General features: G+C 43.6%; 27 protein-coding genes. 17 read left to right on the top strand and 10 right to left on the bottom strand.

Annotated elements, in window-relative coordinates; genetic code table 11:
- Positions 1–60: 60 nt before the first annotated feature.
- Positions 61–549 (bottom strand): CinA family protein, encoded by a 489-nt coding sequence (locus BP27_RS0102300; protein ID WP_036239115.1) that lies wholly within the window; start codon positions 547–549, stop codon positions 61–63.
- A gap of 92 nt (positions 550–641) precedes the next feature.
- Between BP27_RS0102300 and BP27_RS0102295 the strand changes: the two genes are divergently transcribed.
- The 9 genes from BP27_RS0102295 (at position 642) to BP27_RS0102255 (ending at position 10,483) form a co-directional block, all read left to right on the top strand.
- Complete coding sequence (locus tag BP27_RS0102295) at positions 642–1,634, top strand: bile acid:sodium symporter family protein (RefSeq protein WP_027850169.1); 993 nt, start codon at positions 642–644, stop codon at positions 1,632–1,634.
- 73 nt (positions 1,635–1,707) lie between these two features.
- On the top strand, positions 1,708–4,335 hold the full coding sequence (gene mutS / locus BP27_RS0102290; protein WP_027850168.1) for a DNA mismatch repair protein MutS: 2,628 nt from the start codon (positions 1,708–1,710) through the stop codon (positions 4,333–4,335).
- Positions 4,336–4,368: 33 nt separating this feature from the next.
- Entirely contained in the window at positions 4,369–4,692 is a 324-nt protein-coding gene (gene fdxA, locus BP27_RS0102285; protein WP_027850167.1) for a ferredoxin FdxA, read from the top strand.
- Between the two features lie 52 nt (positions 4,693–4,744).
- Positions 4,745–5,089, top strand: coding sequence for a histidine triad nucleotide-binding protein (locus BP27_RS0102280; protein ID WP_027850166.1), 345 nt, complete (start codon positions 4,745–4,747; stop codon positions 5,087–5,089).
- A 69-nt stretch (positions 5,090–5,158) separates the two neighbouring features.
- Complete coding sequence (locus BP27_RS14925) at positions 5,159–6,133, top strand: bifunctional enoyl-CoA hydratase/phosphate acetyltransferase (RefSeq protein WP_051610156.1); 975 nt, start codon at positions 5,159–5,161, stop codon at positions 6,131–6,133.
- A 3-nt stretch (positions 6,134–6,136) separates the two neighbouring features.
- On the top strand, positions 6,137–7,369 hold the full coding sequence (locus BP27_RS0102270) for an acetate/propionate family kinase (protein WP_027850165.1): 1,233 nt from the start codon (positions 6,137–6,139) through the stop codon (positions 7,367–7,369).
- Positions 7,370–7,390: 21 nt separating this feature from the next.
- Positions 7,391–8,038, top strand: a complete 648-nt coding sequence (coq7, locus tag BP27_RS0102265; protein ID WP_027850164.1) for a 2-polyprenyl-3-methyl-6-methoxy-1,4-benzoquinone monooxygenase — start codon at positions 7,391–7,393, stop codon at positions 8,036–8,038.
- A 65-nt stretch (positions 8,039–8,103) separates the two neighbouring features.
- Complete coding sequence (locus tag BP27_RS0102260) at positions 8,104–9,201, top strand: carboxynorspermidine decarboxylase (RefSeq protein WP_027850163.1); 1,098 nt, start codon at positions 8,104–8,106, stop codon at positions 9,199–9,201.
- A gap of 40 nt (positions 9,202–9,241) precedes the next feature.
- Complete coding sequence (locus BP27_RS0102255; protein WP_027850162.1) at positions 9,242–10,483, top strand: saccharopine dehydrogenase family protein; 1,242 nt, start codon at positions 9,242–9,244, stop codon at positions 10,481–10,483.
- Positions 10,484–10,552: 69 nt separating this feature from the next.
- Here BP27_RS0102255 and BP27_RS0102250 read toward each other — a convergent pair whose 3' ends face one another.
- Complete coding sequence (locus tag BP27_RS0102250) at positions 10,553–10,972, bottom strand: OsmC family protein (protein WP_027850161.1); 420 nt, start codon at positions 10,970–10,972, stop codon at positions 10,553–10,555.
- Positions 10,973–11,154: 182 nt separating this feature from the next.
- Between BP27_RS0102250 and crp the strand changes: the two genes are divergently transcribed.
- Positions 11,155–11,805: a cAMP-activated global transcriptional regulator CRP gene (gene crp / locus BP27_RS0102245; protein ID WP_027850160.1), complete on the top strand. Its 651-nt coding sequence runs from the start codon at positions 11,155–11,157 to the stop codon at positions 11,803–11,805.
- A gap of 7 nt (positions 11,806–11,812) precedes the next feature.
- Here crp and dmsD read toward each other — a convergent pair whose 3' ends face one another.
- The 8 genes from dmsD to rlmD all read right to left on the bottom strand — a co-directional run bounded on the left by dmsD (position 11,813) and on the right by rlmD (position 20,436).
- Positions 11,813–12,439: a Tat proofreading chaperone DmsD gene (dmsD, locus tag BP27_RS14920; protein WP_051610155.1), complete on the bottom strand. Its 627-nt coding sequence runs from the start codon at positions 12,437–12,439 to the stop codon at positions 11,813–11,815.
- Between the two features lie 5 nt (positions 12,440–12,444).
- Positions 12,445–13,278, bottom strand: a complete 834-nt coding sequence (locus tag BP27_RS0102235) for a dimethyl sulfoxide reductase anchor subunit family protein (protein WP_027850159.1) — start codon at positions 13,276–13,278, stop codon at positions 12,445–12,447.
- 2 nt (positions 13,279–13,280) lie between these two features.
- On the bottom strand, positions 13,281–13,901 hold the full coding sequence (locus BP27_RS0102230) for a DMSO/selenate family reductase complex B subunit (protein WP_027850158.1): 621 nt from the start codon (positions 13,899–13,901) through the stop codon (positions 13,281–13,283).
- 35 nt (positions 13,902–13,936) lie between these two features.
- On the bottom strand, positions 13,937–16,402 hold the full coding sequence (locus BP27_RS0102225; protein ID WP_027850157.1) for a DmsA/YnfE/YnfF family dimethyl sulfoxide reductase: 2,466 nt from the start codon (positions 16,400–16,402) through the stop codon (positions 13,937–13,939).
- A gap of 136 nt (positions 16,403–16,538) precedes the next feature.
- Complete coding sequence (gene trpC / locus BP27_RS0102220; RefSeq protein WP_027850156.1) at positions 16,539–17,342, bottom strand: indole-3-glycerol phosphate synthase TrpC; 804 nt, start codon at positions 17,340–17,342, stop codon at positions 16,539–16,541.
- Positions 17,343–17,356: 14 nt separating this feature from the next.
- The gene (gene trpD / locus BP27_RS0102215) at positions 17,357–18,376 is read right to left on the bottom strand and encodes an anthranilate phosphoribosyltransferase (RefSeq protein ID WP_027850155.1); all 1,020 of its coding nucleotides are present in this window, start codon (positions 18,374–18,376) and stop codon (positions 17,357–17,359) included.
- Positions 18,354–18,956: an anthranilate synthase component II gene (locus BP27_RS0102210; protein WP_027850154.1), complete on the bottom strand. Its 603-nt coding sequence runs from the start codon at positions 18,954–18,956 to the stop codon at positions 18,354–18,356. Before BP27_RS0102210 ends, trpD begins: the two co-directional genes overlap by 23 nt.
- Before the next feature lie 67 nt (positions 18,957–19,023).
- Entirely contained in the window at positions 19,024–20,436 is a 1,413-nt protein-coding gene (gene rlmD, locus BP27_RS0102205; RefSeq protein WP_051610154.1) for a 23S rRNA (uracil(1939)-C(5))-methyltransferase RlmD, read from the bottom strand.
- Positions 20,437–20,600: 164 nt separating this feature from the next.
- On the opposite strand from rlmD, the gene BP27_RS0102200 reads away from it, so the two are divergent.
- From BP27_RS0102200 to BP27_RS0102165, 7 genes are all read left to right on the top strand, one after another.
- A complete protein-coding gene (locus tag BP27_RS0102200; RefSeq protein WP_027850152.1) occupies positions 20,601–21,083 on the top strand; it encodes a ferritin-like domain-containing protein in 483 nt (160 codons plus the stop codon).
- A gap of 35 nt (positions 21,084–21,118) precedes the next feature.
- Positions 21,119–21,316 carry a hypothetical protein gene (locus tag BP27_RS0102195; protein ID WP_027850151.1) on the top strand — a complete coding sequence of 66 codons (198 nt, stop codon included), beginning with the start codon at positions 21,119–21,121 and terminating at the stop codon, positions 21,314–21,316.
- A gap of 61 nt (positions 21,317–21,377) precedes the next feature.
- On the top strand, positions 21,378–21,548 hold the full coding sequence (locus BP27_RS17090) for a hypothetical protein (protein WP_211251269.1): 171 nt from the start codon (positions 21,378–21,380) through the stop codon (positions 21,546–21,548).
- Positions 21,549–21,667: 119 nt separating this feature from the next.
- Positions 21,668–21,982 carry a CBS domain-containing protein gene (locus BP27_RS0102185; RefSeq protein WP_027850150.1) on the top strand — a complete coding sequence of 105 codons (315 nt, stop codon included), beginning with the start codon at positions 21,668–21,670 and terminating at the stop codon, positions 21,980–21,982.
- Positions 21,983–22,185: 203 nt separating this feature from the next.
- Positions 22,186–22,362 carry a hypothetical protein gene (locus tag BP27_RS16915; protein ID WP_245597801.1) on the top strand — a complete coding sequence of 59 codons (177 nt, stop codon included), beginning with the start codon at positions 22,186–22,188 and terminating at the stop codon, positions 22,360–22,362.
- Positions 22,363–22,382: 20 nt separating this feature from the next.
- The gene (locus tag BP27_RS0102175; protein ID WP_027850149.1) at positions 22,383–23,549 is read left to right on the top strand and encodes a DUF4268 domain-containing protein; all 1,167 of its coding nucleotides are present in this window, start codon (positions 22,383–22,385) and stop codon (positions 23,547–23,549) included.
- 270 nt (positions 23,550–23,819) lie between these two features.
- On the top strand, positions 23,820–24,824 hold the full coding sequence (locus BP27_RS0102165; RefSeq protein WP_027850147.1) for an Abi family protein: 1,005 nt from the start codon (positions 23,820–23,822) through the stop codon (positions 24,822–24,824).
- The last annotated feature ends 25 nt before the right edge of the window (positions 24,825–24,849 follow it).

Genomic DNA, 24,849 nt, shown 5'->3' with positions numbered 1-24,849 from the left:
TCAGTAATTTGTTAATTACTGTATAGGTTAACAGTATTTTGCTGGAAGGCAAGAACTGATTTATACACTTTTTTCAAGCCAAGCAAGCAAGCCTTCTAATGCCTTATCTATGCTGGCTTCTCTAACCTGCCTACGGTCACCTGTAAAGTGAAAAACTTCTGCTAACTGTTTGTCTGTATTGCCCCAAGCTAGCCAAACAGTACCTACAGGCTTTTCGGCACTGCCACCAGCTGGGCCAGCAACACCACTAATAGCAACAGCTAAGTCTGCTTTGGCTAGTTTACAAGCACCTTTTACCATGGCTTTTACAACAGCTTCGCTTACCGCGCCATGTTTTTCTAGGCTGGCTTCATCAACCTTTAAAAGGTTTTTTTTAGCTTGGTTAGAATAGGTGACTAAACCGCTAGTAAACCAAGCTGAGCTGCCTGCTATTTCAGTGAGTGCTTTGGCTACACCGCCACCCGTACAAGATTCTGCTGTAGCTAGCTGGTAATTAGCTGTTGTTGCTTGCTCGGCAATCTTCTGAACGAGTGCTAGGCGTGTCAGCATGCTTCTTCTCCTGTATATTCTAAAACTTATTTTTATAGCTTAGCGGCTGTTTTCTTAAATAACGAGTAACAATTAAAATAAAGGTGTTGGTCATGTGGCAAGTATTTAGGCGATTTTTTGATAACTATACGCTTCTGCTTTTGGGTATGGTGCTGCTGGCTACTTTTGTTCCTGCGGTTGGGCAAGCTGAGCTAGTAATGACTTGGCTGACTCGCTTTGCTATAGGTTTGCTGTTTTTTCTACATGGTGCACGCTTGTCTCGACAGGCTATTTTAGCTGGCATTATGCACTGGCGTTTACACGGTTTGGTTTTTAGTTTTACTTTTATTGCTTTTCCACTTCTAGGCTGGCTAATGCTGCCTCTGCTACGTCCTTTGCTAGGTAACGAACTAGCCATGGGAATGCTCTACCTTACTGCCTTGCCTGGCACGGTACAGTCAGCCATTGCCTTTACTGCACTAGCAAGAGGTAACTTAGCCGCTGCTGTATGTAGTGCTTCAGCTTCTAGTCTTATAGGTATTTTGGTTACGCCCTTGCTGGTTTTAATTCTGTTAGACCTAGAGGCTTCGGGTGCTAGCTTTTCTTTTTTAGACACCTTAATCAGTATTAGCTTGCAGTTGCTTGTACCTTTTGTAACTGGGCATTTGCTGCGTCCTTTTATTGGTGAGTGGATAGCAGGGCAACGTAGCTGGTTAAGTAAAGTCGATCAAACGTCTATTTTGTTAGTGGTTTATACCGCCTTTAGTGCTTCAGTGGTGGCAGGTTTGTGGAAGGATGTTCCACTCAATAAGCTTTTGTGGTTAACCTTGGCTTGCTCTGTGCTGTTAGCCCTAGTTTTATTTTTAACCGCTTGGCTAGCTCGCAGGCTAGGTTTTAATAAAGCAGATGAAATTACCATCGTGTTTTGTGCTTCTAAAAAAAGCATGGCAACCGGCGTACCTATGGCGCAGGTTTTATTTAGTGGTGCTTTATTAGGTCCTATGTTGTTGCCTTTAATGATCTTCCACCAAATACAGCTAATGGCTTGTGCGCAGTTAGCTGCACACTATGCCAAGCGCCCAGAAGTAGCAGAGGAAAAAGCTTGAGCCTGTATTCGTACTCCTGCCTCGGGTATCATAGAGGCGAATTTTATCTTCGAGCATTTGGGAGTTTTAAGGCTTGAGCGACGCGGAATTTTCCAACCATACGCCGATGATGCGGCAGTTTCTGACCATTAAGCGTGATTACCCCACTACCCTACTATTTTATCGAATGGGTGATTTTTACGAGCTTTTTTTTGAAGATGCTAAAGAAGGTGCGCGCCTATTAGATATTACGCTAACCCAGCGTGGATCTTCAGATGGTAACCCAATACCCATGGCAGGTATTCCTTACCATTCAGCTGATGGTTACTTAGCACGCTTAGTGAAAGCAGGTCAGTCAGTCGCTATCTGCGAACAAGTAGGGCAAGCAGGCGAGGGTAAAGGGCCAGTAGAAAGAAAAGTAGTCAGAATTATTACTCCAGGTACTTTAACTGACGAAGCCTTAATGGATGAGCGGCGCGACAACCTGCTGGTAGCAATTTATCCACAGGGTGATGCTTCAAAACCCGAAGAAGCCCTTTGGGGTGTTGCTAACTTAGATTTAGCCAGTGGCCGTTTTGTGGTGGCTGAGGTGGTAGGTCAAACTCAGTTAGAAACTACCTTGGCGCGTTTAGCCCCTTCAGAATTATTGGTTGGTGAGTTAACGCAACTACCTGCCGAATGGGAAAACCTAAAAGGTCTGCGTCGTATTCCACCTTGGCAGTTTGATAAACAAACCGCTGTTCGTAAGCTATGCCAGCAGTTTGCTGTGCAAGATTTGCGTGGCTTTGGGTGCGATGAGTTAAATCCTGCCATAGCTGCTGCTGGCGCTTTGTTGGACTATGTTCAGGAAACCCAAAAATCTGCCTTACCGCACCTGCGCTCTTTATTGGTTGAAAATGAAGATGAGGCTCTGTTATTAGATGCGGCTAGTCGACGTAACCTAGAACTAGATACCAACCTGTCTGGTGGGCAAACCCATACCCTAATGGAAGTGCTAGATGCCACAGCTACACCTATGGGTTCGCGTTTATTGCGCCGCTGGTTGCATAGGCCTTTACGCAATCTTGCTGTTTTACAAAAGCGCCAAACTGCTTTGCAGGAATTACAAGCCAACTTGTTTGAATTAGAGTTAGACAGCAACCTTAAAAGCGTTGGTGATTTAGAACGTATTTTATCGCGTATAGCCTTACGCTCAGCTAGGCCGCGTGATTTAGCTAAGCTAAAAGATGCTTTACTTGGCTTGCCAGAATTAAAGCAAAAAATTAGCCCTTTAAAAGCACCCCTGCTAAAAACGATTAACCAACAACTCGCACCTTTGCCAGAGTTAGCTGACCAACTAGCGCGTGCTCTTATTGAAAATCCGCCAGTGGTTATTCGTGACGGGGGGGTGATTGCTTCAGGCTATGATGTTGAGCTAGATGAATTAAGGGACTTAAGAGAAAACGCGGGTGGTTTTTTATTAAAGTTAGAAGAACAAGAAAAAGAACGCACAGGGCTATCTACTTTAAAAGTAGGTTACAACCGAGTGCATGGTTATTTTATTGAAATTAGCCGAGCGCAATCTGATAAAGCACCGGTTGAATACCAGCGCCGCCAAACGCTTAAAAATGCTGAGCGTTTTATTACCCCAGAGTTAAAAGTATTTGAAGATAAGGCGCTTTCTAGCCAAAGTCGTGCATTAAGCCGTGAAAAGCAGTTATATGAAGAGCTGCTAGATGTGCTGAATGAAAATTTAGCTAGTCTGCAGCAAACAGCCATGGCACTAGCAGAGTTGGATGTGCTGCATAATTTGGCAGAAAGGGCTGAAACTTTATGCTGGTGTGTGCCTGAATTAAGCACGCAAGAAGGTATTGCTATTACTGCTGGTCGGCATCCAGTAGTAGAGCAGGTGGTGACTGATCCTTTTGTGGCAAATGACTTAAACTTTGACCCAGCTACAAGAATGTTGGTAATTACTGGCCCTAATATGGGTGGTAAATCAACTTTTATGCGCCAAGTCGCTTTAATCGTTTTGTTAGCATACATTGGTTCAGCCGTACCTGCCGATGCAGCACAAATAGGACCAATAGACCGTATTTTTACCCGTATAGGTGCATCTGACGACCTAGCTTCAGGGCGTTCAACCTTTATGGTGGAAATGACTGAAACGGCTAATATACTCCATAATGCTACGTCACAAAGTTTAGTGTTAATGGATGAAGTAGGCCGAGGTACCAGTACCTTTGATGGTCTATCCTTGGCTTGGGCAAGCGCAGAAGAACTGGCTGCTTTAGGCGCTTGGACATTATTTGCTACTCACTATTTTGAACTTACTAGCTTAGCTGATGACTTACCCCAGGTAGCTAATGTGCATCTATCTGCTAGCGAGCAGGATGATTACCTAGTTTTTATGCATAAGGTAGAAGCAGGGCCAGCCAGCCAAAGCTATGGTTTGCAGGTAGCACGCTTGGCAGGTGTACCTAATAACGTTATTGCTAGGGCACAACAAAAGCTAAAAGACTTAGAAGCATTGGAGACTCAAGCAGCAAGCCAACAAGTACCAAGCCAACAAGTTAAGGAGCCAATCACTCGGCAAGCGAATTTGCCACCCTTACAGGCTGATATGTTTGCTGTAGAGTCTCATCCATTGCTAGATGAGTTACGCAAAATAACACCCGATGATTTAACACCTAAGCAGGCATTAGATCTGCTTTACAGCTTTAAAAAACTAGTTGATGATTAAAAACATTATAATTATTAAATTGAGGAGGCTCAGGTGACTTTTGTAGTAACTGAGAACTGTATTCGCTGTAAATACACAGATTGTGTAGAGGTTTGCCCAGTAGACTGTTTTTATGAGGGGCCTAACTTTTTAGTGATTCACCCAGATGAATGTATAGACTGTGCTTTGTGTGAGCCTGAATGCCCAGCAGATGCCATTTACTCTGAGGACGAACTACCTGCAAATATGAAAAACTATATAGAGTTAAATGCAGAGTTAGCTGAGGTTTGGCCTAATATATCTGAACAGGTAGACCCACTACCTGATGCCGCAGAGTGGGATGGTAAAACAGATAAGCTTAAGTACCTAGAACGCTAAAGTGAGCTAAGTTAGGACGACTGAATAAAAAATAATAACTTGGAGGTGTCCAATGCAAGACTGTATTTTTTGTAAAATAGCTAAGCATGAGTTGCCAGCAACTGTAGTTTTTGAAGACGATCAAGTGATTGCCTTTAATGATATTGACCCAAAGGCACCGCATCATCTATTAGTCATACCTAAGCGTCATATTACTACTTTGAACGACTTAAAAGATGGCGATGAGGCTTTAGCAGGTCGTTTACAGGTAGTGGCTGCAAAGCTAGCTAAAGAATTAGGTTTTGCTGAGGCGGGTTACCGCACAGTGATGAACTGTAATGAAGATGGTGGTCAAACAGTATGGCATATTCATATGCATGTATTGGCTGGCCGTAGTTTGAGCTGGCCTCCTGGCTGATCAGTATCAGTTAAGCGGCCTGCTTAGGTAGTAAAAGTAGTTTTTTTAAATTTGAGGAATCCTAGAAACATGAATGATGCAATCAAGAAGGTATTAGCACCTCACGCACCGAAAGATAAGGATGTAAAACACTTTCGTTTGGAATCTATTTTACAGCAAGCCAAGGATGCAGCGCCGGTTCCAACCGCTGTGGTGCACCCTACTGATGTCAATAGTCTGCAAGGTGCTATAGAAGCAGCTGAAGCAACTATTATTATTCCTTTTCTAGTAGGTCCAGAGAAAAAAATTCGTGCTGTTGCTGAAGAAGCAGGTTTAGATTTAAAAGACTACAAAATTGTTAATACAGAGCACAGCCATGAAGCGGCCCATGTAGCAGCAAAAATGGCACAGTGTGGTGAAGTGCACGCACTGATGAAAGGTTCTATAGCGACCGCTGAGTTATTAGGCGCGGTAGTTGCCAAAGAAAATGGTTTGCGTACCGAAAGTCGTCTTTCACATATTTTTGTAATGGACGTTCCTAGTTACCACAAAACATTATTCATTACCGATGCAGCTATTAATATTGCGCCAAAACTAATGGAAAAGCGTGATATTTTACAAAATGCTATCGATTGTGCTCACGCTTTAGGTATTGAAATGCCTAAAGCAGCCATTCTTTCTGCTGTTGAAAAAATTAAGCCAAACATTCAATCAACCTTAGATGCTGCTGCACTTTGTAAAATGCTTGATCGTGGACAAATTACAGGCGCAGTTGTTGATGGTCCTTTAGCTTTCGATAATGCTATTTCTTTAGAAGCAGCCTTAGACAAAGGCATTAAGTCTGAAGTGCCTGGCGATGTTGATATTCTAATGGCGCCCGATTTAGAGTCGGCGAATATGTTTGCTAAGCAGTTGCAATACCTAGCCAGTGCAAAAGCAGCCGGTATTGTTATGGGTGCGCGTGTGCCAGTTATCTTAACTAGTCGAGCGGCTAAATCTCTTGAGCGTCTATCTTCTTGTGCAGTGGCTGTTATGGTTGCACGTAAACTGGGTCGTCTGGAGTAAATAATGACCGCTAAAACTAATATGGTGTTGATTATCAACGCTGGTTCTTCAAGCTTAAAATGTTCTTTGTTTGATGTGCAGGGCGATGAAATTAATCAGCACTTTCGGGTTAAAGTTGCCAATTTGGCTGGCCCAGCCCGTTTAGAAATTTATGACCATAGTGTTAATCCAGATGGCATTCTTGTCGACAAAGAAACCTTAACAGCAGAACAGCTAGATGTAGCTAATCAGCAAGCTCACGCCAGTGCATTAAAAGTGGTGTTAGAGTGGATAGAAACCAACACGCCCCACTTTAAAGTAGCTTGGGTAGGTCACAGGGTTGTGCATGGCGGTGATCGTTATGCTGAACCAGTAGTGGTTGATACAGAGGTTCTCGAATTTTTAGAAACACTTGTTCCGCTTGCACCTTTGCATCAGCCCTATAACCTTAAGCTGATTCACCTTTGCCGTGAGTTTTTACCCGATAGCCCTCAGGTTGCCTGTTTTGATACTGCCTTCCACAGCACTACACCTGTTGTAGCGCGTGAGTTTGCGATTCCTCAAAAACTCACCGAAGAAGGTATTCGTCGTTATGGCTTCCACGGTCTGTCTTATGAATACATTCATGACAAGTTAGAGCGCTTAGATGCTGATCTAGCCAAACAAAAACTACTGGTTGCCCATTTGGGTGCGGGTAGTTCTATGTGTGCTATTTCTAAGGGTGAAAGCCTAGCTTCTACTATGGGCTTTACTGCTGTAGAAGGCTTGCCTATGGGTACGCGTTCTGGTCAGCTAGACCCAGGTGTTATGCTTTACCTTATGCAAGAAAAAGGCTGGGACGCTAAGCAGTTAGAAAGCTTCCTTTACAAAGAATGTGGCTGGTTTGGTGTTTCGGGTGGCATTTCTTCAGACATGCTAACCTTGAAAAAATCAGACGACCCACTGGCTAAAAAAGCCATTGATATGCTGGTTTATCGTATAGCACGTGAAACAGGCTCTTTAGCAGCGGCTTTAGGTGGTTTAGATGTGTTTGTTTTCACTGGCGGTGTGGGTGAAAACGATGCTGATTTGCGTGCAGCTGTGGTTAAAGAAAATGCTTGGTTAGGTATGAAACTAGACCCTGCGCGTAACGCGGCTAACGAATACCTGATTTCTGCTGATGATAGCCGAGTGAGGGTATTTGCGATTCCGACCAATGAAGAAAAAATGATTGCTCGCCATACGTTAAAGCAGCTAGGTGTTGCTTTAACTTGGTAAGGTTTAAATCAGGAGGGTGGTATGTCTCTTCCCAGACAAGAAACCAAGGTTGATCAATTGATTAGCCAGTTTGATGTGCTTTTGCGTACCCTAGTGCCTAAAGCGGCTCAGCCTCACAGGCCTAACCCAGCATTAGGACATGAACAAGCTGATATGGACGATGCAGAGCGTCGCCATGCGGCAGGTTTGATGCGTATTAACCACACAGGTGAAGTTTGTGCTCAAGCACTTTATCAAGGCCAAGCGGCAACGGCTAAATTGGAAGAAGTGCGCGAACAAATGACGCAAGCGGCTGAAGAAGAGATAGACCACCTAGCCTGGTGCGATCAGCGCCTTCAAGAACTAGATAGCCGAACCAGTTTGCTTAACCCCATCTTTTACGGCTTATCTTTTGGTATAGGTGCGGCGGCAGGTTTAGCAGGCGATAAATACAGCTTAGGTTTTGTTGCGGCAACTGAAGATCAAGTGTGCCAGCATTTAGAAGAGCACTTTGAGTCTTTGCCTGCACAAGATGAGCGTTCTCGGGCTATCTTGCGCCAAATGCATGAAGATGAAGCGCAGCATGCTGAGTGGGCTTTAAGTGCTGGTGGTATAGAGTTTCCTACCCCAGTTAAAAAAGCCATGTCATTAGTATCAAAAGTAATGACTAAGAGTGTTTATCGTATATAATCGCGCGCTTTGCTAACACTAAGCTTAAACCCAGTTTAAAGCTGGGTTTAAGTGTGAGGCTTGCGATGCTAAAAACGCCCTATTACCTAATTGATAAAAGCCTATTGCTAAAGAACATGGAAAAAATTGCCTATGTTCGTCAGCAGTCAGGCGCTAAAGCCCTTCTAGCACTTAAGTGCTTTGCCACCTGGTCTGTGTTTGATTTAATGCAAGACTATATGGATGGCACCACTTCCTCCTCACTTTTTGAAGTAAAACTTGGCCGTGAAAAATTTGCTGGCGAAACCCATGCTTATAGTGTCGCCTATGCTGACAATGAAATGGCTGAAGTTTTAGCCAACAGCGACAAAATTATTTTTAATTCGATTAGTCAGCTAGAACGCTTTGCAAGCGTCTCCCGTGAGCATACGCGAGGTTTGCGAGTTAACCCAGGCGTTAGCACTTCCGAGTTTAGTCTAGCCGACCCTGCCCGCCCTTTTAGCCGTTTAGGTGAACACGACCCAGCTAAAATTACCTCCGTTATTGATAAAGTTTCTGGCTTTATGTTCCACAATAATTGTGAAAACGATAGCTTTGAACGCTTTGATGAAATGTTAACGGGTATTGAAGCCCGCTTTGGTGAGCTACTAAAGCAAGTGAAATGGGTCAGCCTAGGTGGTGGTATTCATTTTACGGGTGAAAATTACCCAATAGATGCCTTCTGCCAGCGCCTTAAAAGCTTCGCGCAAACTTGGGGCGTACAGGTTTATTTAGAACCGGGTGAAGCAGCGATTACCAATAGCTGTTCTTTAGAAGTCACCGTGTTAGACACCTTGTTTAATGGTAAGCATCTGGCAATTGTTGATAGTTCAATAGAAGCCCACTTGTTAGACCTGCTTATTTACCGTGAAGCAGCCAAACTGCTGCCCAATCAAGGCGAGCATGATTATATGGTTTGTGGTAAATCGTGTTTAGCTGGTGATATTTTTGGTGAGTTTAAATTTGAAAAGCCTTTGCAAATAGGTGATCGGCTGTCTTTTCAAGATACAGCTGGTTATACGATGGTTAAGAAAAATTGGTTTAACGGTGTAAAAATGCCTGCCATTGCAATTAAGCAGCTAGATGGTTGTGTAGAGCTCGTTAAGGAGTTCACTTACAACGACTTTGTGCAAGGGCTCTCCTGAGCCCTGCTTGAACCCTATTTAAAGTGGAGTTGGACCTAAAATGAAAAAAAACGTTCTGATTATTGGTGCTGGTGGTGTCGCCCAGGTTGTTGCACATAAGTGTGCGCAGAATAACGATCTTCTTGGCCAGATAGCTTTGGCTTCTCGTACTTTAGAAAAATGCGAAGCCATCGCTAAAAGTGTTGTAGAAAAAGACAGCATGAAGCTAGCAGGAACAATTCAGTGTTATGCATTGGATGCTTTAGATGTAGCTGCTACAGCTGCTTTAATTCGTGAAACCCAATCTCAGATCGTTATTAATGTTGGTTCAGCCTTTATTAATATGTCCGTTCTTAGTGCCTGCATAGAAACGGGTGCTGCTTATTTAGATACAGCTATCCACGAAGAGCCAAACAAAATTTGTGAAGAGCCACCTTGGTATGGCAATTACGAATGGAAGCGTAAAGAGCTATGTACAGAGAAAAAAATTACCGCCATTTTAGGTGTTGGGTTTGATCCAGGTGTAGTGAATGCCTATGCAGCCTTAGCCAAGCAAGACTACTTCGATACCCTTAGCTCTATCGACATTATTGACATTAATGCGGGTGACCATGGCCGTTATTTTGCAACCAACTTTGACCCAGAAATTAACTTCCGTGAATTTACCGGTCGAGTTTGGTCCTGGCAAAATAGCCAGTGGACAAAAAATAAAATGTTTGAAGTGAAGCGTACCGATGACTTGCCAGTGGTGGGTGAAAGAACTAGCTATCTAACAGGGCACGATGAAATTCATTCTTTATCTAAAAACCTTGATGTGCCCGATATACGCTTTTGGATGGGTTTTGGTGAGCATTACATTAATGTGTTTACTGTTTTAAATAGTTTAGGCTTGTTATCAGAGCAGCCTGTTAAAACAGCAGAGGGTTTAGAAGTTGTACCGTTAAAACTGGTAAAGGCGGTACTGCCAGATCCAACATCTTTAGCAGCTGACTACACTGGGAAAACTTGCATTGGTGATTTAGTCAAAGGTAAAAAAGATGGTAAAGAGCATGAAGTTTTTATTTATAATGTTGTAGATCATAAAGAAGCATATAACGAAGTGGGTTCTCAGGGTATTTCTTATACCGCGGGTGTGCCACCTGTGGCAGCGGCCATTTTAGTTGCTCAAGGTATTTGGGATGTAGAGAAGATGGTGAATGTAGAAGAGTTGCCACCTACACCTTTTTTAAACCTGCTCAATCAAATGGGTTTAACAACTAACATTCGTGATGAGCAAGGTGAGCGTCCACTTACTTTCTCTTAGCAGTATTAAAAAAGACCTTCTGGCTAGTGCTAAGAAGGTCTTATTTAAGTTTTTTAGGGGTTAACTAGTTTAGATTTCAACCACTTCATGGCTATGAGTAATGTCTACGCCACCCTTGCCCAGCATAATAGAAGCAGAGCAGTATTTTTCTGCAGATAAGCTAACTGCACGTTCAACTTGGGCCGGTTTTAAGTCTTTACCTGTCACAACAAAGTGCAGGTGTATTTTACTAAAGATAGCAGGCACAGCATCCACTCTTTCGGCTTCAACAGAAGCTTGGCAATCAATAATATTTTGTCTAGATTTTTTTAAAATAGATACCACATCATAGCTACTGCAAGCACCTAGTCCCATTAACAATAATTCCATGGGTCTTGGCCCTGTGTTGCGCCCACCTGCTTCGGCGGCACCATCTACAACTAGAGCATGACCTGAACCAGACTCAGCGACAAACTGTACTCCGTCTGTCCATTTAACCTTTGCTTGCATTTTGTGATCTCCGTCGGTGTAAAATTTCTATTACCATCTATACTTATTCTTAATTTACAGCTTGCAGACTTACATGCTCTGTAACTACCCAAAGATAGCTTTGTATTCTCGTGACACCTTAGGCTTATTGGCTTAGGGTGTTATTGCATTTCAAATTTTATAAAAACATGGAAGGAAAGTACATGAACTCGCCCTATGCAGATGTTAAACAAGAAGCTCTAGCCGTATTTTTAGAGCAAGCGCATAAGCGACGTTATAACAAAAAATCGCTTGTTATTCATGCAGGCGAAGATGCACATTCTGTTTATTATATTCTTAAAGGCAGTGTGGCAGTTTACATTGAAGATGAACAGGGTCGAGAAATGATCATTTCTTACCTTAATAAAGGCGAGTTTTTTGGTGAGCTAGGCTTGTTTGATGAAATATATAGTCGTAGCGCCTGGGTTAGAGCTAAAAGCGATTGTGAATTAGCAGAAATGAGCTATCAGCGCTTTACAGCCTTAGCAAAAGAACAGCAATGCCTTTGGTTTTTATTAGGAAACCAACTAGCAGTCCGTTTACGTGCAACCACAGAAAAAGTGGGTGATCTAGCCTTTTTAGATGTAACAGGCAGAGTCGCTCGTACTTTATTAGAGCTAGCCAAGCAGCCAGATGCTATGACTCACCCAGATGGAATGCAGGTACGTATTACACGGCAAGAAATAGCGCAACTCGTAGGTTGCTCTAGAGAAATGGCAGGTCGTGTTTTAAAAGACTTAGAAGAAAAAGGCTTGGTTGAGTCAGAGGGTATGAACCTAGTTATTAGAGACCTGTCTTTAAGGCCTGTATTTTAAAAACACACTAGGTTATTGGCCAATATAAATCTTTAATAATTGGCTTTAGGTTCAGTTCTTTTTGCCAATTAACTAAGCGTAACCTTGAGTAGTCAGCTAAGCATTTAATAAAAGGATGTTCGGCACTATTCGATAGGCAGCTAAGGTAACGCTCACTCCAAGGTAAAAGGTGAACTGTTAGAAGCTGGACAAGTGGGTTAGAGACTTCCTTAGATTGATTGGCTTGCTGTTCTGCTGCAAGTTGTGCAACTAGCAATAATAATAAACCAAAATGATCTTCTGGCTCATTCATATCGGTAGTTAGCTCTAGCTTAAGGTCATTAAGGAATGACCTTAACTCAATGAGTGACACGCCAAAAACAACCCTTTCAGGATCAAGATAAACTGAACCCCAAGGTGGTGCATCTAAAAAATCTGGGCCGTAAAAGCTAGCTTGCCAAGCTGAGTGTAAATCGGGTTCAGCTAGGGCAGCTTGCCATTCATTGACAGGTAGGTTGGGTAAGAACTCTGAAATGCTGCCTTCGTTTATTGCTTGAAACAACCCTTCACTAGCCTCATGGCTAGGGCCGTAATAAAACAGTGCACCTAGCGCATGAGCTTCATTCTGTAGAGTGTTTAGTAAAGATAGATTCACTTAAGTTATAGCCCTGCTGTCATGTGTACGCCGTAAAATACTACACGCCCCATACCTTCAGCAATTAGCACTAGGGCTAAGGTGAGGAATATAACGAAAGAAGAAGTCTTGCGGGTGATTAAAACTGCCAGCCAAACTAAAGCAGCTAAAAGTAGCAAAGCAGCGCGGGTTAGCATCCAGCTAGCGTAACCAGGAAACTGTTCTACTGGTGTGGTAACTGCACTACTAACACCACCCCAGTATTGTGCCTGCATTGCCATTACTAAGGCGCAACTTATCAGCCCAATTAAACCTACTAAATGAATAAACTGAGTTGGTTTCTCACCTGCCAGTGATTGTGAAATTAACAAGGCCAGTAGTGCGCCTGCAGTTAATGCCGTAGTAAAGAAGCTAGCGGCGGTATGCCAAGTATCCCAAACGGGCACTGTGTAAATCATGTAGGTTAGCGACATAGCAGACAGCCCAGCTAGCCCACTAAGCAGACCAACAATTAGGCTAAGTTGCTTAAGGTTAGCCCACTCTGGAAAACGCCAAGACATCAACCAATAGCTGGCAACTGAGCCAAAGAATAAACCAGTAATAATGACTTCATTACTTAACCAACTACGACCTAACCCAAAAAGCACGTTAGGACCACGGAAAGGGTGACCTAAGTGCAGGGTTGAGGTCATCAGAGCCAAGCCACTTAAAATGACAATAACCAGCAACCGCTTAGAAAGCTGTAAGCGATTATTTTGATCGATGGCTTTGGTTAATAAAAGCAAAGCTAAAATAATAAAACCACCGGTTGCCATTTGTTGCAGCAGGGTAAAGATTACTAGGGGAAAGTCCTTAGCCATGGTTAGACCTCCTGCGGGTTAGCTAACTTGCCAGCACGAGAGCCAGTTGATTTAGCATTAGGGTTTAAACGAATAATTAAATTAGGCTGAGTTAAATGCGAAGGCGGTAAAGGCGCTATATCACGCTGATAGCCGTACTTCTCTGTTAGCTCATCCATAGGGCCAAAATCGATGGCTCTAAGTGGGCAAGATTCAACACAGATGGGTTGTTTACCTTCGCCTACCCGCTCATAACAACCATCGCACTTAGTCATATTGCGTTTTTCAGCATTGTATTGTGGCGCACCATAAGGGCAGGCCGATTCACAATGGCGACAGCCAATACAAATGTCTTCTGCTACAAGTACGAAACCATCGTCACGTTTGTGCATAGCACCCGTTGGGCAAACGCTTGCACAGGCAGGGTTGTTGCAGTGGTTACAAGCCATAGAAACATAGTAAGAAAAAATATCGGGAATCCAACAGCCAGCAGCATCTTGATGCCAGTCGCCACCTGTGTACTCATAAATTCGACGATAATTAACTGCTGTTCCTAAGTCTTTGTAATCTTTACAAGCGAGTTCACAGGTTTTACAACCCGTGCATTTTTCAGTATCTATATAAAAACCGTGTTGTTGAGTCATCTTTCTCTCCTCCTACAAAAGGGTCACTCTGCTAATTAAGCTTTAGCAGCCAATAACTTGATTTCTACCAAGTTGGTGTGTGATGGGTTGCCCTTGGCTAAAGGGGAGGGAGCTTGGGTTGCTAGTACGTTAAACGAACCTTGGGTATCTACACCTTTTTGGTTCGGTTGGTACCAAGCGCCTTCTGATAAGGCGACAACACCCGGCATAATACGAGGAGTAACCTTGGCTTGAGTGAAGGTTTCACCGTAATCATTTTTTAGATTAACCAGATCGCCATGCTTAATGCCACGTGAATCAGCATCTAGGGGATGAATCCAAACCTCTTGTGGGTTAGCCGCTTTAAGTAGTTCTACGTTGCCATAAGTTGAGTGGGTACGTGCTTTATAGTGAAAGCCAATTAATTGTAAAGGAAGCTCTTTACGTTTTTCATCGTCCCAACCATCTAGGGTAGAAACGTGTTCGGGTAGGGCGGTAATTGCATCGCCTTCCGGCAGTTGCCAAGTGGCAGCTATCTCAGCCAAGGCTTGCGAGTAGATTTCAATTTTGCCAGTGGGCGTGCTTAAGGGATTGGCTTTAGGGTTATCGCGGAAACCCTTATAGGCAATAAAGTGGCCATTGGGATCACGGCGCTTAATGATGCCCATTTCACGGAACTCTTCAAAGCTAGGGAAGCTAGGGTCTTTAGCACGAGTCACTGCGTAAATATGCCTTAACCATTCTTCTTGAGTGCGGCCTTCAGTGAACTTATCGAAAACTGATTCGCCTTGGTAATCACCTAAGGCTTTAGCCACACCGCTACAAATATCGTAAATGGAGCGACACTCAAAAAGTGGTTTAATGACCTGGTCACAGAAAATAACTAGGTTCATATTGCCGAAGTTTGCATCGGCAGCAAAGTCCATTTGTTCGGAGGTGGTTAAGTCGGGTAGGACTAAATCAGCCCATTCAGCACTTGAAGTCATGTGGTTGTCTATTACTACGATCATTTCGCAGCGAGACTCATCACCTAGAATTTCGCGAGTACGGTTAATGCCACCGTGCTGGTTTATTAAGCAGTTACTAGCGTAGTTCCAAATAAACTTAATGGGTGCATCAAGTTTGTCTTTGCCGCGTACACCATCGGCAGTGGCAGTCATTTCCTCACCACGCAAAATAGCATCTGTCCAAGTGAACATGGAAATGCTGGTTTTTATAGGGTTACTCAGAGTTGGGAAGCGCTGGAAAGGAATGGCATAACTAGACTCACGCGCTCCACTGTTACCACCTTGAATACCTACGTTACCAGTAAGGATCGGCAACATCGCAATGGCACGAGAAATGTTTTCACCGTTACGGCTACGTTGTGGTCCCCAACCTTGAGCTATGTAGCAAGGCTTGGCTTGGCCAATTTCACGCGCTAGCTGAACTATAGTGGCTACAGGAATGCCTGTGTGCTGGCTTGCCCATTCAGGCGTTTTAGGTGTTTGGTCATCACCTTCACCTAGAATATAAGCTTTGTAATGGCTATTAGCTGGCGCATCTGCAGGTAAGGTTTTTTGATCGTAACCTACGCAATACTTATCTAAGAAAGCTTGGTCAACCAAGTCTTCGGTAATCATTACATAAGCTAGACCATTGACTAAGGCAGCATCAGTGCCTGGTCGAATTGGAATCCATTGATCTTCTTTACCTAGCGCAGTATCTGTATAGCGCGGGTCAATCACAATTAAACGTGCATTAGAACGCTTTTTTGCTTCTTGCAAATAATAGGTAATGCCACCGCCACTCATACGAGTTTCTGCAGGGTTATTACCAAACTGAACAATTAGCTTAGTATTTTCGATATCTGAAATACTGTTTCCACTAGCCCAACCACCGTAGGTGTAGTTTAAGCCAGCCGCAATTTGTGCGGTGGAGTAGTCACCATAGTGGTTTAGGTAACCACCGTGGCAATTCATTAAGCGGGCAATAAGCGAGCCGGCAGGTGGCCAAGATTTAGTGACTGTGCCACCTAAAGTACCTGTACCATAGTTTAAGTAAATGGCTTCATTGCCATAGTCTTTACTAATGCGTTTGAGGTTGTCGGCTATGTCTTTAAAAGCTTCGTCCCAACTAATACGCTCAAATTTACCTTCGCCACGCTTACCTACACGACGCATAGGGTACTTTAAGCGGTCTGGTGCATAAACACGCTGGCGCATAGAGCGACCACGTAAACAGGCTCTTACTTGGTGGTCTTCGCCGTAGGTATCTGTGCCTGTGTCATCGGATTCTACATAAAGAATTTGACCATTTTGGGTGGTCATTTGTAAGGGGCAGCGACTACCACAGTTAACCGTACAAGCACTCCAAGTACGCTTAGTTGTGTCATCAAATTGACCAGCGGGTGAATGGCTAGCGGATGGGTTGGTGTTAGCCTGAGCTTTTTGAAAAGGTAAAGGTGCAGAAGCTAGAGCAGCAACTCCAGCCATGCCTTTAAGTAAACCACGGCGACTAGGGTCAGCAGGATGGTTTGTCATGGATGAGGCTCCTCGAGATAGAGAGATAGATTGAAAAAATGCTATATATTAAACATTTAGATCACTATTCCCAGCCTAACAAGAAGAGCTTAGGTAAGTTTGACTCAGGTCAATAAACAAGTGAATGAAAGGCAACTTAAGAAAAGAAAAGTTCTTTTAGAGCTTTGCCTGGGTCTTCTGCTCGCATAAAGGCTTCACCCACTAAAAAAGCATTCACTTGATGGGCTTGCATAGCCGTTACATCTTCGCGGTTTAAAATACCGCTTTCAGTAATCACCAACCTGTCTTCTGGTATAAAGGGTAGCAAGTCCCATGTGTGTTCTAGCTTTACCTCAAAGGTATGTAGGTCACGGTTATTGATACCAATTAAACGGTTGGGAACTTGTAGCGCACGATCTAGCTCAGCACGATTATGTACTTCTATTAATACATCCATGCCTAGCTCATGAGCCAACAAGTTGAGTTCACTCATTTGCTTATCAGTTAAGCAAGCAGCAATTAATAAAATACAATCTGCATTGATAGCGCGTGCTTCAACCACTTGGTAAGGATCAACGATAAAATCTTTGCGTATAACTGGCAGGCTAGAAGCTGCGCGGGCCTCCATTAAAAATTTTTCTTGCCCTTGAAAGAAGTCTCTATCAGTTAAAATTGATAGGCAAGTTGCACCACAGTCTTCATAACGTAAGGCTATTTCAGCAGGAATAAAGTTTTCACGCAGTATGCCTTTACTAGGAGAAGCTTTTTTTATTTCTGCAATAACAGCTGGTTGACCTGTAGCGGCTTTATCTAACATGGCTTGAGTAAATAGGCGTGGAGACCTAGCCTTTTCTGCTGTTTTATAAAGTTCTTTTATAGGCGTTACTTGGCTGCGCTCTGCCACTTCTTCATGTTTGCGCTGTACAATTTTCTTTAAAATAGTGGGGGTGTCATTCGACATAATTAAAACCCTTTTCAGGCAAGGCTCTGGGTGAAATTCACCAGAACCTTTAGTTTCTCAGCAGCTTGGCCCGATGCCAATGCATCTTGTGCCATAGCTACACCTTCAATAATTGATTCAGCTACATCAGCAGCAAAAAGCGCTGCACCAGCATTGAGCAGTACCATATCACGAGCTACCCCTGGTTCGTTGTTTAGAACCTGTTTAACTAGGTTAAAGGATTCTTCTGATGAGTTAACACGCAAGGGGTCGAGTGAATGAGGTTGTAGGCCAAAATCTTCAGGTTTAATAACATACTCAATGACTCGGCCGTTACGATACTCAGCAACATGGGTAGGTGCAGCAATTGAAATTTCATCTAAGCCATCGTCACTACTCACAACCAGTGCATGGGTTAGACCAAGATTGCCTAACACCTTGGCTAGTGGCTTAACTAATTTTGCCGTATAAACACCGAGTAGTTGATGTTTGGCGCCTGCAGGGTTGGTAAGTGGGCCTAGGGTGTTAAAAATAGTGCGTATGCCCAAATCACCACGAACAGCAACAGCATGTCTCATGGCAGTATGGAACTGGGGTGCAAACATAAAACCTACACCCATCTCGTTAACACAACGGGCAACTTGGTCTGGGGTAAGGTTTAGATTGACACCTGCAAAATCTAATAGGTCGGCACTGCCACTAGAAGAAGATACAGAACGGTTACCGTGTTTAGCAACCTTGCCACCTGCGGCAGCAACAACGAGGGAAGTACAGGTTGAAACATTGAACAGATTAGCACCATCACCACCCGTACCGACTATATCAACCAGCTGTTCAGATTCAATATTAATTGGGGTGGCAAGGTTACGCATGACTTCAGCAGCGGCAGTAATTTCTTCGACTGTTTCGCCCTTCATGCGTAAACCAACTAAAAAGCCAGCCATTTGGGCGGGGGTCGATTGCCCAGTCATAATTAAGTGCATTACATCGTGCATTTCTTCGCGTGATAAATCTTTAAAACGTGAAATAGCGTCAATGGCTTGCTTCATATCCATTCTTTTTCTCCAAGAAGTTTTTTAATAGTTGGTGGCCTTGGTGCGACATAATTGATTCTGGGTGAAACTGTACCCCTTCAATGTCTAGCGTTTTATGTTTAATGCCCATAATTAGCCCGGGTGTTGGGTCGTCGGCTATAACGCGCGAAGTGACTTCTAAACAGTCGGGAAGGCTAGCTTCTTCTACCACCAAGGAGTGGTAACGAGTAACTAAAAGAGGGTTTTCTAGGCCACTAAAAACCCCGGTGTTTTCGTGTTCAATTAAAGACGTTTTACCGTGCATTACCTGAGGTGCCCTCACCACCTGGCCACCAAAAGCTTGGGCGATAGACTGGTGGCCTAAACAAACACCCAAAATTGGAATTTTGCCAGCAAAGTGTTGAATAGCGGCAACAGAAATACCCGCTTCATTCGGTGTGCAGGGGCCAGGCGAAATAACCAAGTGGCTAGGTTGCATGGCTTCAATTTGTTCTAGTGTGATGGCGTTATTACGCTCTACACGTACCTCTGCACCTAGCTCGGCAAGGTACTGCACAATATTAAAAGTGAAGCTATCAAAGTTGTCGATCATCAACAGCATGGGGTTTATCCGGCTATTTATTTATAAGTTAAGTATAAGCAAGCGCAGCATTCTAACATTAAGCTGACTAGGGCTGCACAAACAAAGCCATGCTTTCAACGTGGGCAGTTTGCGGGAACATATCCATAATGCCTAGCTTGCTTAGTTCAAACCCCGCTTGTAACAGCAGAGCAGAATCTCTAGCTAAAGTGGCTGGGTTACAGGAAATATACAGGAGTTTCTTTACGTCCAGTTTACCTATTTGTTGACAGATAGCTTCAGCCCCAGCCCTGGGAGGGTCTAATAAAACCACATCCCAACTATTGTTGTCTTCTGTTAGCCAAGCCTGTTGTTTTAAAGGCAAATTAAGGTCAGCACTAATAAACTGGGTGTTAGTGAGTTGGTTATGTTTTGCATTAGCCTTGGCACGAGCAACTAAAGATGGTGAACCTTCCACACCTACAAGCTGTGAGGTTTGTTTAGCTAAGGGCAGGGTAAAATTACCAAAACCACAAAAAAGATCTAAAACCTTTTCATTGCCTTGTAAATCTAGCCAGCTTAACGCCTGGTGTACCATTTGTTCATTAACAGCGGCATTCACCTGCACAAAATCATTACCCGCAAAAAACAAGGTTTGGTCTTCTAGTGGGTAGCTAAACAAACTGGACGTATTCTGATTATCAAGATCAGCATCTGTTTCAATGTCTAAAGAATGAAAGCCCTCTTCATCTTGTAGTAATAAAAGAATGCCTTGTTCTTTAGCCCAAGTTTGCCATAAGCCTTGGTCGTTATGGGTTAAACGTGCCAAAGGGCGCAGTAAACGCACTAACACACCAATTTGGTTTTCACCTGCTACTAATTCAATGTGCCCTAAATGCTTTTTACCTTCTAAACGGGGCAAAAAATTGTGCAAGGCTGGTAATAAAGGCTGTAGCTTTTCAGTAAGAATAGGGCAGTGAAGAATATTGGTAATAAAGGCCGATGACTTTTCTCGAAAACCTAATAACAGGCTGCCGTCTTTACGCCACTTAATACCTAAGCGGGCTTTGCGACGATAACTAAACGGCTGAGAGGTAATGGCTGGCTGAAATGTTTCTTCAGGTTGCTGCATAAGTTCAGCAACCAGTGATTGCTTAAATGCAACTTGGGCTGCTGTTTGTAAGTGCTGTAAATTACAACCACCGCACACCCCATAGTGTTCACACTTGGGTTCTTGGCGTTGCGGCGAAGGTTGTAGAACTTTATCTAAAACGGCTTCATCGTAACGGCTGCGTGTAAAGCGCACCTTGTAAGTAACCCGTTCACCCGGCAAAGCACCTTCAACAAATACCGTTTTACCCGCGGCATTGCGGCCTACACCACGGCCCTCATGGCTTAGTCGCAAAATAGCCATGCCTGCTAAGTTTTCATCTTGAATAGTAGGATTTTTAGGCAGCTGAGGTTTTTTAGCTGGGGTTTTAGCTTTAGCTGAGTTTTTACGGGGCTTAGCAAACAGACTCATAAGGATACCGATAATAAAAAAGAAGCCTATTCTACGCTACCTAGCCAAAACTATTTAGTAAGAAGGTAAATGTCCTAAAGTTAGTTTAAAGTGCTAGTGTATATTTTATATTAGTAATTTAAGTTGGTGTTTTGTTTGGTTGCTTGTATTGGGAGAGTTTAACTATGCCTAATTTATCAGAAACAGAAATTAACGCTTTACACGAAGCACTAGATGATGAGTACAAAGCTTGGTCGACTTACGATCAGGTACTGAATGACTTTGGTGAAGTGCGTCCTTTTAGCAATATTCGTGATGCCGAAGGGCGGCATATAGAAGCGCTTAAAAGATTGTTTGTGCGTTATGGGGTTCCGATTCCTGATAATCCCTATCCTAGAAAAATTGCTAGCTTTACTAGCTTACAAGAAGCTTGTGAGGCTGGTGTTGAAGATGAAATTGCTAATGCAGAACTTTATGAAAGGTTATTTGCAGCCACTGAGCGTGGCGATATTTTAATGGTGTTAGAAAATTTACAACGAGCATCACAAGAGCGGCATCTTCCTGCCTTTCAACGTTGTGTGGAAGGACGAGGCTTAAGTGGGCGTGGTAAAGGTACAGGGCGCGGCAAAGGACAAAGTAAAGGTCGGGGTTGTGGCAAAGGCCAGTAGAGTTCAACCACTCAACTCAGAATTAAGGAGCTGAAATGGAAATTTTGCTGGTAGGTTTATTAATGCTAACTGGCTTAATGTTTGGTGTGCTGGTTAGTCAGCTGCTTCGTATGCCACGCGTGGTGGGCTATATATTGGCAGGAATCACTTTTGCTCCTGATTTTTTATTAAGGGCTGCAGGTCAAATTATGGAACCAAGTTGGGTGCTCGTTTGGCTGGAGCACCGCGGGTAATAAGCGATAACGTAGGTTTGGTGATGCTGCCACAAGGGGTGTCGCCATAGGCATGGCATTAATGTTAACTAATCTACCTAGCCTTGGAGACTCAGCATTGCTAGTGGTTAATATTATTACGGCTAGCACAATTTTAACTGAAACCTTAGGTGCAGTGGCTACACGTTTTGGTTTGGCGCGAGCTGGTGAGCTGGGGCAGGCAGTTGATAACCAAGAGAGGGTTAGTAAATGAAGACAAGTGAATGGTTGAAAATTCATCCAGTTAAGCCATTAACGATAACTGGAGAATCTAGCCTTAAAGATGCGGCTTTATTGTAATTAGATGATCCAGAAGGACGTGATTTATTTATTTTGGATGATGAAGGGAAAGTGCGTGGTCATTTAGGTTTTTGGCAGGTAACAACTTTGCTACTGGCTAAGCTAAACCCTAGCCTTAGTTTGCGAGAAATGGTTGAGCGAATTACCTTGGGTAGCGTAGAAGATCATATGAGTGACAGGGTAATGTGTGCTGGTGATAATGAAAAAATAGATGATATCTTATATCGTCATGATCTTTTTCAGCAGCCAGCAGAAAGACGGGTTGAAGACATTCCTGTGGTCGATGATCAGCATCATCTACTAGGCGTTATTCGTTTATCTGATTTATTGCGTAATGCTCTTAAATGAAATTACCGCCACTAAGCTGTGCTTAAAAGCGGTTTCGAGGTAAATACCTCTGGGACATGTTCCCGCCCCAAACCTAATGCCCAAGCAGCACTATTATAAGCTGACCCTCTATATCTTAAGGCATCAACATGAATCACGGCGTACACAACAAACTCGTTTCATTTATATGGAGCATTGCCGACGATTGCTTGCGTGATGTTTAGGTGCGTGGTAAATACTGTGATGTAATTTTACCTATGGTGGTGCTGCGCCGTTTTAGATACCTTGCTAGAGCCCAGCAAACAAGCCGTACTATAGATGAAATAAAATTCCAAAAAGAAGAGATGAATGCCATTGAGTTAAATGATGCGCCGCTAAAAGAAGCATCTGGTTATTCTTAAGCAGTAGGGAGCAAAATAAGGTGTTCACCATTAGTCGCCAAGACAATCGTATCAAACCCGTGAAGGCAAAAAGCTTTAACGAGCTGGGCTTTTCTGAGCGCAAGCACCTGCAAGAGTGGCTGGCACATAAACCTAATGCGCTAGGGAGCGAAGAGCTGCTGATTATTCAGAAAGAGTTTGCTGGCTTTGACGAAACCCGTGAACGCCTTGACCTACTGGCGCTGGATAAAGACGGTAATCTGGTGATTATCGAAAACAAACTCGATGACAGTGGCCGCGATGTGGTGTGGCAAGCGGTTAAATACGCCTCTTATTGCGCCAGTCTCAGCAAGGCACAAATTGTCGAAATTTATCAGCAATACCTTGATATGTATGAGCCATCCTGTACCGATACCGACTCACCCGCCGCACCAGTCAATGCCAGTCATCGTATCTGTGAATTTTTAAATGCGCCTGACCTTGATGAGGTCAAGCTCAACTTGGGTAACAGCCAACGTTTAATTCTTGTTGCGGCTAACTTCCGTAAAGAAGTCACCAGCACGGCACTTTGGCTGCTTGCTCAGGGTATTAATATTCAGTGTTTTAAAGTCACACCTTATGCACTAGGTGAGCAGCTACTGATTAACATCGATCAGATTATTCCCACGCCAGAAGTGAAAGAGCTGATGATCGGAATCAGCGTCAAGGAAGCTGAAGAGAAAAGCACCGAAGTAGTGCTGAAAAATCGCCACAACGTACGACTTGAATACTGGGGGCAGTTATTGGAGACCTTCCAGAAAAGTGACTGCACCCTGTATAACAATATTAGCCCAAGTAAAGATCACTGGTTATCTGCAGGGTCAGGTTTAAGTGGCTGTCCGTATCAATTGCTTTTTTTACAAAAAGAGTTATGGGTCGCGCTTAACCTTGCTCGCAGCGTGACAGAGGAAAATAAATTTTTGTTTGATTATCTAGTCCAGCATAAAGAACAAATTGAGCAAACATTCGGTGAGAAGCTAGAGTGGTTACGCATGGATGACAGAAAATCATCCCGAATTCAGTTTACCAAGGCCGTCGATGGCTTCAATCAAGACACATGGACGCAGTCCATCGCCTGGCATCTGCAATACATGAGTAAGCTAGAGCAAGCCCTAAAAAGCCCGCTACAAAAAGCATCAGAGGCGTTGAAGCAAACGAAATTTGAGTAAGGAGCGCTTGATTCATGAGCAGACAAGCTAAGCTTAAATGCCAGACTAGGCAACAGCAGCAGTTACAAAATACTGTGTTGGCTTTACAGGTATGTATAAGTAATGCTTTACAAGCCGTGCTGTCTAGCTTTATAGTTATCAGCAATATACCCGCCATGCCTATGACTTGTTCGCAAGTTACGCACAAATCGAGCGGGTTTTTCATTTCTAGCCTCCCTAAAAAAACTGCGCGCCAGTGCTGTGTGCCTCTTAACATTGGAGGCTGTGACTATGCGTAACTTCACCAAGCCGGTGATTGATGTTGAGCAGCAAATCGCCGTACTTAAGCAGCGCGGTTTGAGTATTCAAAACGAAGCCAAAGCTAAGCTGTTTTTACAATCGGTCAGTTTTTTTCGTTTAAGCGCTTATATGCGCCCTTATCAAATCAATCATGACCCAACACATCGTTTTAGGTCTGGAGCAACCTTTAAGCAGATCACACAGACCTACGAATTTGATCGCAAGCTCAGGCTGCTAGTTATGGCAGCTATTGAGCGCGTTGAAGTTTCGGTACGTGCGGTAGTGAGTAATTATTTAGGGCCTAAATATAACAATCCACACTGGTATTTAGACCGCAAGCTGTTCAAGCAACACTATGCGTATTACCGTCTTTTACAGACCATTGATCGCAAACAGTCTGACTCATTAAAAAGCTACCAAAGAGAATCACAACGCATAGATAAAGCCCGTGATAAATCAGCGCAGGATAAAAAAGCTTTAAAGGTGCGACGTGCCAAAGAGAGTTACGCTCGTCATTACCCATTGACTTACTCAGAGCCTGATTTAATGCCTGGCTGGGCGATGCTGGAAGAGTTAACCCTCGGTGACCTATCACACCTGTATGCGGGGCTGGCTAAAGATGCTGATAAAAAAGCGATTGCACGTGCGTTTGGTTTGTCGATGCCGTTACTAGAATCTTGGCTCAAAACATTAACCACAATTCGTAATATTTGTGCGCATCACAGCCGTTTATGGAATAGAGAGTTGGGTATCAAGCCTGAGCTACCTAAACACAGCTCAATCGCTTGGCCTGATTATCAGCAGAGCACGCGTGATAATACGCGTGTAGCAGTTATAGTAAGCCTATTACAGTACTTTATGCTGCAGATTAGCCCACATGATGATTGGAAAAACGATTTAATAGCGCTGCTAAACACCTACGCTGAAATTGATCAGGCTAGGATGGGATTTCCAGAAGACTGGCAGTATGACCCTTTTTGGAGTACAACAATTTGACGGCCAGTTGATTGAGTACACCACA

The sequence above is a fragment of the Marinospirillum insulare DSM 21763 genome (genome assembly GCF_000686905.1).
GTDB classification, from domain to species: Bacteria; Pseudomonadota; Gammaproteobacteria; order Pseudomonadales; family Halomonadaceae; genus Marinospirillum; species Marinospirillum insulare.
Note: the sequence above shows the minus strand (reverse complement) of the source record. Positions and strands in the feature narration are given on the sequence as shown.